This window comes from Kitasatospora sp. NPDC059408 (genome assembly GCF_042751525.1).
Classification (GTDB): domain Bacteria; phylum Actinomycetota; class Actinomycetes; order Streptomycetales; family Streptomycetaceae; genus Kitasatospora.
Window position 1 is genome coordinate 44,476 of record NZ_JBHYWI010000061.1, and the last position, 10,431, is coordinate 54,906.

Consider the following 10,431-nt stretch of genomic DNA (forward strand, 5'->3'; position numbering starts at 1 on the left):
CCCCATGGCTGCACATCTGATCACCGGCGCCGGCTCCGGCATCGGCGCCGTCCTGGCCGGGCGCCTCGCCGAGCGCGGCGACGACCTCTGGCTCCTGGCCCGCGACGCCCGCCGCGCCGCCGAGCTGCGCGAGCGCTTCCCCGGCGCCCGCACCCTGGTCGGCGACCTGGGCGACCCGGCCAAGCTCGCCTGGGCCCTCGGCCACCAGGAGCTGCCGGTCGAGCTGGACTCGCTGCTGCACATCGCGGGCGTGGTCGAGCTCGGCCCGGTCGGCGACCTGCCGGTCAAGGTGTGGAACGACACGCTCGGCGTCAACCTCGTCGCCCCGGCCGAGCTGACCCGCCTCCTGCTGCCCTCGCTGCGCCTCGCCAAGGGGCACGTCGTGTTCGTCAACTCCGGTGCGGGCCTGCGGGCCGGCGCCGAGTGGGCGGCGTACGCGGCGAGCAAGCACGGCCTCAAGGCGCTCGCCGACGCGCTGCGCGAGGAGGAGCACGCCGGCGGGGTGCGCGTCACCTCGGTGTACCCGGGCCGCACCGCCACCGCGATGCAGGTCAAGGTGCACCAGCAGGAGGGCAGGTCCTACGACGCCGGCCGCTGGATCGAGCCGGAGTCCGTCGCGAGGGCGGTCCTCGCGGCCCTGGACGCCAGCCGCGACGCGGAGATCACGGACATCACCGTCCGCCCGGGCCACTGATCCGGGGCCGGTCGGCGGCGCACTAGGCTCGGACGGGTGAGCACCCCACACCCCTTCCCCGACCTGCACGGCGCCGCCACCGGCGTCGGTTCGCTGCCCGGCACCGACGCCCGGGAGGCCGCCAGGACCTCCACCGGGGCGCTGGAGCAGCTGCCGTTCCTGCCCGAGCTGCCCGCGCGCGGGCCGGGCGCCGACATGATCGGCCGCAGCGCCGGCCTGCTGGCCGAGCTGTTCGCGCAGACCGAGCCGAGCGGCTGGCGCTTCGCCGACCGCCCCGGCCGGGACACCCGGCGGGCCCGCTCCTGGCTCGGCGAGGACCTCGACGCGCTGGAGGAGTACACCCAGGGCCACCGGGGGCCGCTCAAGGTCCAGGCCGTCGGGCCGTGGACGCTGGCCGCCTCGATCGAGCTGAAGCACGGCGAGAAGGCGCTCGCCGACCGCGGCGCCTGCCGGGACGTCGCCGAGTCGCTCGCCGAGGGCCTGCGCCGCCACCTCGCCGAGGTCCGCAGGCGGGTGCCGGGCGCGGAGGTGGTGCTCCAGCTCGACGAGCCCTCGCTGCCCGCCGTGCTGGCCGGCTCGGTGAAGACCGCGAGCGGCTTCCAGCGGCTGCGCGCGGTGGACCGCCAGGTCGCCGAGGAGGCGCTGCGCGAGCTGATCCGCGCCCTGGACGCACCGGTCGTCGTGCACTGCTGCGCGCCCGAGGTGCCGATCCCGCTGCTGCGCCGGGCCGGCGTCGCCGGCGTCTCGCTGGACTTCTCGCTGCTGACCGAGCGCGCCGACGACGACCTCGGCGAGGCCGTCGAGGCGGGCACGGCGATCCTCGCGGGTGTCGTCCCCTCCACTGACCAGGAGGTGTCCGACCCGGCCGGTAGTGTCCAGGGTGTCAGGACCTTGTGGCGCAGGCTCGGGTTCGCCCCGGAGCTGCTGGGCCGTCGTGTGCTCGTGACACCGACCTGCGGGCTGGCCGGGGCCTCCCCGGCGTACGCGCGCAAGGCGCTGCTGCTCGCGGCGCGGGCGGCGCAGAGCCTGGTGGACAACCCGGAATGAGAACGTAGGAGGCTTGCGGTGGTGGCTGTCGAGGGCTGGGAGGACGTCCCGGCGGAGGTGCGCAGGCGGCACGCCGAGCTGGCGGCGGAGATCACCGACCACCGCGCCCGCTACTACGAGCAGGACGCCCCGGTCGTCTCCGACGCCGAGTTCGACGGCCTGATGCGCGCGCTGGAGGCGCTGGAGGCCGAGCACCCGGCCCTCGTCACCCCGGACTCGCCGACCCAGAAGGTCGGCGGCGCCCCGACCGAGCTGTTCGCCTCGGTCGAGCACCGCGAGCGCCTGCTCAGCCTCGACAACGCCATGGACGACGACGAGCTCGCCGCCTGGGCCGAGCGCGTCGCGGGCGAGCTGGCCGGCATCGACTACCACTACCTGTGCGAGCTCAAGGTGGACGGCCTGGCCGTCAACCTCACCTACGAGAACGGCCAGTTGGTGCAGGCCGCGACGCGCGGCGACGGCCGGGTGGGCGAGGACATCACCCCCAACGTCCGCACCATCAAGGAGATCCCGCAGCAGCTCAAGGGCGACGACGTCCCCGAGCTGGTGGAGATCCGCGGCGAGGTCTACTTCCCGACCGAGGCGTTCGACGCGCTCAACGCCTCGTTCGCGGAGGAGAACGAGCGCCGCCGCCAGGAGAACGAGGAGCGCGCCAAGGAGGGCAAGCGGCCCCGGGCGCTGATCCGGCTGTTCATGAACCCCCGCAACGCCGCCGCCGGTTCGCTGCGCCAGAAGGACCCGCTGGTCACCGCCTCGCGCCCGCTGCACATGGTGGTGCACGGCATCGGCGCCCGGGTCGGCTTCGACATCGACAACCAGTCGCACGCCTACGACCTGCTGCGCCAGTGGGGCCTGCCGACCGCCCGGCACAACGAGGTGGTCGGGACGCTCGACGAGGTGCGGGCGTTCATCAAGCGCTTCGGCGAGCAGCGGCACTCCGTCGAGCACGAGATCGACGGCGTCGTGGTCAAGGTGGACGAGATCGCCCTCCAGGGCCGCCTCGGCGCCACCTCCAAGTCCCCGCGCTGGGCGATCGCGTGGAAGTACCCGCCGGAGGAGGTCACCGGCAGGCTGGCGGAGATCCGGGTCGGCGTCGGCCGCACCGGCCGGGCCACGCCGTTCGCGGTGCTGGCCGAGCCGGTGAAGGTGGCCGGTTCGATGGTGCAGTACGCGACGCTGCACAACCAGCAGGTCGTCAAGGCCAAGGGCGTCCTGCTCGGCGACACCGTGGTGCTGCGCAAGGCCGGTGACGTCATCCCGGAGATCCTCGGGCCGGTGGAGGACCTGCGGGACGGCACCGAGCGGGAGTTCGTGATGCCCTCGCACTGCCCGGAGTGCGGCGCCGAGCTGCGTCCGATGTCCGAGGGCGACATCGACCTGCGCTGCCCCAACGCCCAGTTCTGCCCGGCCCAGATCCGGGAGCGGATCGCCTTCCTGGGCGGCCGTTCCTCGCTGGACGTCGAGGGGCTCGGCTACGTCGCGGCCACCGCGCTGACCCAGCCGCTGGAGCCGGGCGAGGCGCCGGTGAAGGACGAGGGCGACGTCTTCGGGCTGACGATGGAGCAACTGCTGCCGATCAAGGTGCTGGTCCGCGACCAGAAGACCGGCATGCCCAAGCTGGACGACCGCACCGGCAAGGAGAAGATCGCCACCTTCTTCGCCAACCAGAAGGGCGAGCCGAAGAAGACGGCCGGCCTGCTGCTGGAGAACCTGGAGAAGGTGAAGGACCGGCCGCTCTGGCGGTTCCTCAACGGCCTGTCGATCCGGCACGTCGGTCCGGTCGCGGCCCAGGAGCTGGCACGGGAGTTCCGCGACCTCGACCGGATCTTCTCGGCCACCGAGGAGGAGCTGGCGGCCGTCGAGGGGGTCGGGCCGACGATCGCCCGGTCCGTCATCGAGTGGTACCAGGAGGAGTGGCACCGCGGGATCCTGGAGAAGTGGCGCGCGGCCGGCGTCCGCTTCGTCGAGGAGCCCGCCGACGAGGAGGAGGCGGAGCGCCCGCTGGAGGGGCTGACGGTGGTGGTGACGGGCACGCTGGCCGGGCACACCCGGGACGGCGCCAAGGAGGCGCTGACCTCGCGCGGAGCGAAGGTGACCGGTTCGGTTTCGAAGAAGACCGACTTCGTGGTCGCCGGTGACAACCCCGGGTCCAAGTACGACAAGGCCGTTCAGCTCGGCCTGCCCGTCCTGGACGACGCCGGCTTCGCCGTCCTGCTCGCCGACGGGCCCGCCGCCGCCCGCGCCCACCTGGGACTCGACACCCCGGAGGACGCTTCCGAGGACACCCCGGAGGACAGCCCCGAGGAGGCCCCCGCCGAGCGCTGACCCGAGCCGCGAGTGGCCGAATCCGTCTTGTTATCGTCCTGATGCAACGTCACCGGGTGCCGTTCAGCGAAAGCGGGCACAGTGTCCCTGAGCGACACCCGGGCACGGTGGCGCGTTTCCGGTTGTCCGAAAGTCTGCCCACCGGGTGGGCCCCGGCATACCCTGGAGCGCAACAGAGTGTCAGCAGGGGTGGGGGCACCGGCTGAGCCGGTACTCCGCGGGGTCGCTCCATGCCCGCCAGCAGTCGGTACCGGCACGGTGCCTCACCGTAAGGCGGCCTGACGGGGCGGGCCCGACGGAGGACAGGGCTTATGGATCGTACGACCGGCGGCGCGCCCACACGCCCGCCGCAGGGGGTGGCGGGTGCGGTCCTGCTGCTCGGCGTGCTGCTGGCCGGAGCCGCGCCGCTCATCCCGCTGGCCGTCCTGGTCTACCGGTACGAACCCGAGCTGTTGCCGCTGTTCGCGGTGCCGCTGGCCGTCCTGGTCGCGGCGTGGCGGATCGCCCGGGACCGCGCCCGCGACCAGCTGACCGACCCGCTGACGGACCTGCCCAACCGTCAGGCCCTGCTGCTGGCCGCCCAGGAGGCGATCGCCGAGCACGAACAGGGCTACAGCGTCGGTCTCATACTGCTCGACCTCGATCGCTTCCGATCACTCAACGACACCCTCGGCCACACTGCCGGTGACCGGCTCCTCGTGCACATCGCCCGCCGGCTGCACCGCGCCCTGCGCTCCGGCGGCGCGGTCGGCACTCCCACCCGCGAGTCCATCGACGACGTCTTCGCCGGCCTGCCCCGGCACTACCGCCGCGGCCGCCCGATGGTGGCCCGGATGGGCGGCGACGAGTTCGCCGTCCTGCTGCCCGGCATCAACTACCCGGACTGCCTGGAGCGCGTCGCCAAGGCCCTGATCGCCGAACTCGCCGCCCCGATCCGGCTGGACGGGCTGCTGCTCGTCCTGGAGGCCAGCGCGGGCGTCTGCGTCTTCCCGCAGCACGCCCAGGACGCCGAGTCGCTGTTGCGCCGCGCCGACGTCGCGATGGGCCACGCCCAGCGCGGGCGCAGCGGCGTCGAGCAGTACGACGAGACGCAGGACGCCGACACCCCGTACCGGATCGGGCTCCTGGGGGACCTGCGCCGCGCGCTGGAGACCGGCGAGGTGCAGCTGCACTACCAGCCGAAGGTGGCCTTCGACGGCCGGGTGGTGGGCCTGGAGGCGCTGCTGCGCTGGGAGCGGCCGGGCCAGGGCAAGGTGTCGCCGGACGAGTTCGTCGGGCTCGCGGAGTCCAGCGGGCTGATGCCGCGGCTGACCGACTACGTGCTGGAGGCGGCGGTCGGCCAGCTCGCGTACTGGCGCGACCAGGGCCTGCAGGTGCAGGTCGCGGTGAACGTCTCGCCGCGCGACGTGCTCAACCCGGGCTTCGCGCAGCGCGTCGCGGGGCACCTGGTGCGCCACCAGGTGCCGGCCCACGCGCTCCAGCTGGAGATCACCGAGCGGCTCCTGCTGGACGACTCGCGGCGGGCCGCCGACACCCTGGCGGAGCTGCGCGGCTACGGCGTCGGTATGTCCCTGGACGACTTCGGCACCGGGCACTCCTCGCTGGTGCGGCTGCGCAGCCTGCCGGTCGGCGAGCTGAAGATCGACCGCTCCTTCGTCTCCCGGATGGTCGCCGACGACCACGACGCGGCGGTGGTCCGCTGCTCGGTGGAGCTCGCGCACTCGCTCGGGCTGACCGTGGTCGCCGAGGGCGTCGAGGACGACGAGACCTGGGAGCGGCTGCACTGCATGGGGGTGGACGCGGTGCAGGGCTGGCTGGTGTCGGCCGCGCTGCCGCCCGAACAGGCCACCGCCTGGCTGCGGGTGCACCGCACCGGCAGCCCGACCGTGGAGCGGCTGGCCGCCACGCTGCCGCCCGGCATCAAGCCGGCCGTGCAGAAGGTCCCGGGCGGCAAGCCGGCGATGCCGCCGGTCCTGCCCCCGACACTCCCGCCGGTCCTGCCGCCCGTCCTGCCCCCCGTGGTGCAGGCCGTGCAGGCCGCGCAGATGGAGATCAACGCGCCGGGGACGCAGAGTTGGGCCCGGACCAGGCCGCAGTAACCGCCGCCGCCGGTTACTCGTTGGCCGGTGGCCGGGCCGGGCCCCATAGGATGGGGTCCAAAGACCACGAGGACGGGAGCGCCGAGCCGGCTGCTCCTGCCCGGGCCCGGCACCGCTGAAGCAGCGCCGGGCCTCACCAGAACTCACCCTGAGGATCGCTGCATGCCTGGCATCACGCGCGAGGAGGTCGCCCACCTCGCCCGGCTGTCGCGTCTTGAGCTGAAGCCCGAAGAGCTGGACCACTTCGCCGAGCAGCTCGACGTGATCATCGGCGCGGTCGCCCGCGTTTCCGAGGTTGCCGGACAGGACGTCCCGCCGACCTCCCACCCGCTCCCGCTCACCAACGTCATGCGGGCGGACGAGGTGCGGCCGTCGCTCACCCCGGAGCAGGCGCTCGCGAGCGCGCCCGCCGCCGAGGAACAGCGTTTCCGTGTGCCGCAGATCCTCGGGGAGGACTGACCGAGATGACCGACCTGATCCGCTACACCGCCGCCGAGACCGCGAGCGCCATCGCCAAGGGCGAGGTCTCCGCCGTCGAGGTCGCGCAGGCGCACCTGGACCGCATCGACGCCGTCGACAAGAAGGTCAACGCCTTCCTGCACGTCGACACCGAGGGCGCGCTGAACGCCGCCAAGGCGGTCGACGAGAAGCGCGCCAAGGGCGAGGAGCTGGGCCCGCTGGCCGGCGTCCCGCTCGCGCTGAAGGACGTCTTCACCACCAAGGGCATCCCGACCACCTGTGGTTCGAAGATGCTCGAAGGCTGGATCCCGCCGTACGACGCCACGCTGACCTCGCGCCTCAAGGACGCCGGCGTCGTCATCCTCGGCAAGACCAACATGGACGAGTTCGCGATGGGCTCCTCCACCGAGAACTCGGCGTACGGCCCGACCGGGAACCCGTGGGACCTCTCCCGCATCCCCGGCGGCTCCGGCGGCGGCTCGGCCGCGGCGCTGGCCGCCTTCGAGGCCCCGCTGGCGATCGGCACCGACACCGGCGGCTCGATCCGCCAGCCCGGCGCCGTCACCGGCACCGTCGGCGTGAAGCCGACCTACGGCTCGGTCTCCCGCTACGGCCTGGTCGCGTTCTCGTCCTCGCTGGACCAGGGCGGCCCGTGCGCCCGCACCGTGCTGGACGCGGCGCTGCTGCACGAGGCCATCGCCGGGCACGACCCGCTGGACTCCACCTCGATCGACGCGCCCGTCCCGGCCGTCGTCGCGGCCGCGAGGATGCGCGACGTGCGCGGCATGCGCATCGGCGTCGTCAAGGAGTTCGCCGGCGAGGGCTACCAGGCCGGCGTCATGCAGCGCTTCGACGAGTCGGTGGAGCTCCTGCGCGAGCTGGGCGCCGAGGTCGTCGAGGTGTCCTGCCCGTCCTTCACCCTCGCGCTGCCCGCGTACTACCTGATCGCGCCGTCGGAGTGCTCCTCCAACCTGGCCCGCTTCGACGCGATGCGCTACGGCCTGCGGGTCGGCGACGACGGCAGCCGCTCGGCCGAGGAGGTCACCGCGCTGACCCGCGAGGCCGGCTTCGGCGACGAGGTCAAGCGCCGCATCATCCTCGGCACCTACGCCCTCTCCTCGGGCTACTACGACGCCTACTACGGCTCGGCCCAGAAGGTGCGCACGCTGATCTCGCGCGACTTCGACGCCGCGTTCGCCGGGGTGGACGTCCTGGTCTCGCCGACCACGCCGACCACCGCCTTCCCGATCGGCGAGCGCGCCGACGACCCGATGGCGATGTACCTGGCCGACCTGTGCACGATTCCGTCCAACCTGGCGGGCAACGCGGCCATGTCGCTGCCGGTCGGCCTGGCCCCGGAGGACAATCTCCCGGTCGGCCTGCAGATCATCGCGCCCGCGATGGCGGACGACCGCCTGTACCGCGTGGGCGGCGCCGTCGAGGCCGCACTCAACGACAAGTGGGGGCACACCCTGCTGGAGGAGGCACCGGCACTGTGAGCAAGATCGAGAAGGCCAAAGGCTTCAAGCACTCGAAGCCCGGGCTGTGGCTGTCCATCGGCACCAGCGCCTTCGGCGCGATCTCCGTGGTCAAGGACGTCCGCAAGGCCCGCGAGGAGAGCGACACCCTGAAGCTGGTCAACGCCCTCGTCGGCGCCGCCGCGCTGATCACCGGCACCGCCCTGCTGGTGCGCGAGCTGCGGCAGCTCGCCTCCGACGACGTGCTGCTGGGCTAGGGCCACTCTTCGGGCCGAGCGCCCCGGCCCGGCCCCGCGCGAGCGGCGGCCGGGCCCGTACCTCCCAAGTCTTTACGTGAGAAGGGACGCTGTGAGCGTCATGAACCTGGTCTCCTACGAGGACGCTCTCGCGTCGTACGACCCGGTGATGGGCCTTGAGGTCCACGTCGAGCTCGGTACCAAGACCAAGATGTTCTGCGGTTGCTCGACCGAGCTGGGCGCCGAGCCGAACAGCCAGACCTGCCCGACCTGCCTGGGCTTGCCGGGCTCGCTGCCGGTGGTCAACGCGACCGGCGTGGAGTCGGCGGTCAAGATCGGCCTGGCGCTCAACTGCGAGATCGCCGAGTGGTGCCGGTTCGCGCGGAAGAACTACTTCTACCCGGACATGCCCAAGAACTTCCAGACCTCGCAGTACGACGAGCCGATCGCCTTCAACGGCTACCTCGACGTGCAGCTGGAGGACGGTTCGACCTTCCGCGTGGAGATCGAGCGCGCCCACATGGAGGAGGACACCGGCAAGTCCAGCCACGTCGGCGGCGCGACCGGCCGCATCCACGGGGCCACCCACTCGCTGCTCGACTACAACCGGGCCGGCATCCCGCTGATCGAGATCGTCACCAAGCCGATCACCGGCGCCGGCGAGCGGGCCCCCGAGGTCGCCAAGGCGTACGTCGCCGAGCTGCGCGAGGTCATCCGCTCGCTGGGCGTCTCCGAGGCCCGGATGGACAAGGGCCAGATGCGCTGCGACGTGAACCTGTCGCTGCGCCCCAACGGCACCGAGACCTTCGGCACCCGCTCGGAGACCAAGAACGTCAACTCGCTGCGCAGCGTCGAGCGGGCCGCCCGGTTCGAGATCCAGCGCCACGCCACCGTGCTGACCGACGGCGGCACCATCGTCCAGGAGACCCGCCACTTCCACGAGGACAACGGCAGCACGACCTCGGGCCGGATCAAGGACAACGCCGAGGACTACCGCTACTTCCCCGAGCCGGACCTGGTCCCGATCGCCCCCTCGCGCGAGTGGGTCGAGGAGCTGCGCGCCGCCCTGCCCGAGCTGCCGCGCGTGCGCCGGGCCCGCCTGCAGGCCGAGTGGGGCCTGTCCGACAAGGACATGCAGTCCGTCCTCAACGCCGGTGCGGTCGGGCCGATCCAGGAGACCATCGCGGCCGGTGCCCCGGCCGACCAGGCCCGCAAGTGGTGGATGGGCGAGCTGGCCCGTCGCGCCAACGAGACCGGCACCGAGCTCAGCGAGCAGCCGATCACCCCGGCGCAGGTCGCCCGGGTCGCCGCGCTGGTGGCCGAGGGCAAGCTGAACGACAAGCTGGCCCGCCAGGTCATCGAGGCCGTGCTGGCCGGCGAGGGCGAGCCGGACGAGGTCGTCGAGAAGCGCGGCCTGGCCGTCGTCTCGGACGACTCCGCGCTCGGTGCCGCGGTCGACCAGGCCATCGCCGAGAACGAGGCCGTCGCCGCCAAGATCCGCGACGGCAAGGTCGCGGCCGTGGGCGCGCTCGTGGGCGCGGTCATGAAGGCCACCCGCGGCCAGGCGGACGCCGCCCGCGTGAAGGATCTGATCCTGGAGCGGCTTGCCGCGGAGGGACAGTAAGCACAGCCTTGAGAAGCTGGGCGTCTCTGCCTGAGTTCCTAAGGTGTCTTAGGCATCTAAGGCCCCCTAAGTAAGGCCTAAGGCCCGGTTCCACCCCCAGATCGGGAGGGAACCGGGCCTTTGCCGTGCCCGAGGGGCCTCATCTAAGGCATCCGGGTCCCGAAACATCGGGAAGCCTGCCGATGTGGTGCCCCCCTCTGGGAGAGGAAGCTCTTAGTCAACAGGGAAGACCGAAGAACGAAACCCACAAGGGGAACACCGTGATCGAGTACGAGCTCATCCAGCAGCAGGTCCACGAGCTCCAGGTCCACGCCGAACACCAGCGCCTCGTCCGCGAGGCGAAGGAGGCCCGCCGCGGCCTGCGCCGCCCGGTCGCCGCGCGCTTCCAGCGCCGCGCCGCGCGGAAGACGGAATGCTGACGGACCGGCACCCGGCGGGTGCCGAGGAGAAGTCGGAGGGGGAGGCGCGG

8 protein-coding genes and 1 pseudogene are annotated in these 10,431 nt (G+C 72.6%); all 9 read left to right on the forward strand.

All coding sequences use genetic code 11. The features are described from left to right. Window positions 1-4 precede the first annotated feature (4 nt). A complete protein-coding gene (locus ACFXDE_RS31725) occupies window positions 5-694 on the forward strand; it encodes an SDR family oxidoreductase (RefSeq protein WP_380498050.1) in 690 nt (229 codons plus the stop codon). A 36-nt stretch (window positions 695-730) separates the two neighbouring features. Then, window positions 731-1,741, forward strand: a complete 1,011-nt coding sequence (locus ACFXDE_RS31730; RefSeq protein ID WP_380498051.1) for a methionine synthase — start codon at window positions 731-733, stop codon at window positions 1,739-1,741. A 21-nt stretch (window positions 1,742-1,762) separates the two neighbouring features. Then, a complete protein-coding gene (ligA, locus tag ACFXDE_RS31735; RefSeq protein WP_380498054.1) occupies window positions 1,763-4,066 on the forward strand; it encodes an NAD-dependent DNA ligase LigA in 2,304 nt (767 codons plus the stop codon). A 326-nt stretch (window positions 4,067-4,392) separates the two neighbouring features. After that, window positions 4,393-6,165, forward strand: a pseudogene (locus ACFXDE_RS31740) (putative bifunctional diguanylate cyclase/phosphodiesterase); the annotation flags it as partial. A 162-nt stretch (window positions 6,166-6,327) separates the two neighbouring features. Then, window positions 6,328-6,624 carry an Asp-tRNA(Asn)/Glu-tRNA(Gln) amidotransferase subunit GatC gene (gene gatC / locus ACFXDE_RS31745; protein WP_329927886.1) on the forward strand — a complete coding sequence of 99 codons (297 nt, stop codon included), beginning with the start codon at window positions 6,328-6,330 and terminating at the stop codon, window positions 6,622-6,624. A gap of 5 nt (window positions 6,625-6,629) precedes the next feature. Next, on the forward strand, window positions 6,630-8,123 hold the full coding sequence (gene gatA / locus ACFXDE_RS31750) for an Asp-tRNA(Asn)/Glu-tRNA(Gln) amidotransferase subunit GatA (protein ID WP_380441383.1): 1,494 nt from the start codon (window positions 6,630-6,632) through the stop codon (window positions 8,121-8,123). Further along, a complete protein-coding gene (locus ACFXDE_RS31755) occupies window positions 8,120-8,359 on the forward strand; it encodes a hypothetical protein (protein WP_030057412.1) in 240 nt (79 codons plus the stop codon). The genes gatA and ACFXDE_RS31755 overlap by 4 nt, the downstream gene beginning before the upstream one ends. A gap of 91 nt (window positions 8,360-8,450) precedes the next feature. Continuing rightward, on the forward strand, window positions 8,451-9,962 hold the full coding sequence (gene gatB, locus ACFXDE_RS31760; RefSeq protein ID WP_380498052.1) for an Asp-tRNA(Asn)/Glu-tRNA(Gln) amidotransferase subunit GatB: 1,512 nt from the start codon (window positions 8,451-8,453) through the stop codon (window positions 9,960-9,962). A gap of 260 nt (window positions 9,963-10,222) precedes the next feature. Beyond that, the gene (locus tag ACFXDE_RS31765; protein ID WP_380441391.1) at window positions 10,223-10,381 is read left to right on the forward strand and encodes a hypothetical protein; all 159 of its coding nucleotides are present in this window, start codon (window positions 10,223-10,225) and stop codon (window positions 10,379-10,381) included. Window positions 10,382-10,431: the final 50 nt, after the last annotated feature.